The following is an 816-nucleotide window of genomic DNA, read 5'->3' as shown; positions in this document are numbered from 1 at the left end:
ATTAAAACTCCCATCACTTAGCATTAGCTTTATAAACTCTACATATTCCATAAAAACTCCTAAAATAAAGATTATACAAAAAGCAAGAATTGCAAATAAGGACTAAAACAATCTATCCCTTACAATTGCAAAATAAAACCCATACAATGCTAGACAAAAAAGGAGTAAGCCATGAGCTTAATACGAAGTGCAGGTGATAGCAGACTTAAAAGAGTTCATCTAGCCATTGATGTAATAAAAAACCAAGATGAGCTAGTAGATGGGATAAAGGGAAATCTCTTTGCATTAGAAGAAGAGGAAGCATTTTTAATGCTAAAAGAAAATGTTGAAGAACCTAAAAGTATAAGAGAGTTAAGAAGAGAAGGCAAGATTATGATTATAGAAAATGGTAATGGATTAGGAAGAATACAAAAGGAGGCAGAGAATGAGCAATAATTGGATATTGCCAAATGTAGCAAGTGCAAGTGGAAGTGTGGAGAATGCAAGTGGAGGAGAAATACCAAACATAAGCGGTGGTGGAATCCCAAGTGAAAGTGGTGAAAGTATAGAACTACCAAATACAAGTGGAGGAGAAATAGTAATGCCACAACCTCCAGAAAATGAAAGCGAAGAAACTCTAAAAGACTATCTAGCAGAATTACAAAAAATCTATGAAGAGCTAAAGTGCAAAGAAGATGAATTAACACTAGAAGCATTAAGAAATGATATAAAAATCAAACAAGCAGAGATAAAAGAGATTCAAATAACATATAAACAAAAGCAAAACCAAGAAAAAACACTCCTAGCAGAAACAAAAGTATTGCAACAAGAAATAGA

Annotated in this window: 2 protein-coding genes; both read left to right on the top strand. The window is 33.0% G+C overall.

Annotated elements, in window-relative coordinates; all coding sequences use genetic code 11:
* The first annotated feature begins 171 nt into the window (after positions 1-171).
* Entirely contained in the window at positions 172-435 is a 264-nt protein-coding gene (locus PF022_RS08775; RefSeq protein WP_271021927.1) for a hypothetical protein, read from the top strand.
* Positions 425-816: hypothetical protein (locus tag PF022_RS08770; protein WP_271023579.1), on the top strand; the 392-nt coding region annotated here is incomplete at its 3' end. The genes PF022_RS08775 and PF022_RS08770, both read left to right, overlap by 11 nt.

This window comes from Helicobacter sp. WB40 (assembly GCF_027859275.1).
In the GTDB taxonomy this organism is placed as follows: domain Bacteria; phylum Campylobacterota; class Campylobacteria; order Campylobacterales; family Helicobacteraceae; genus Helicobacter_D; species Helicobacter_D ibis.
The sequence above is the reverse complement of the archived record's forward strand: the minus strand, read 5'-3'. Positions and strand labels throughout refer to the sequence as shown.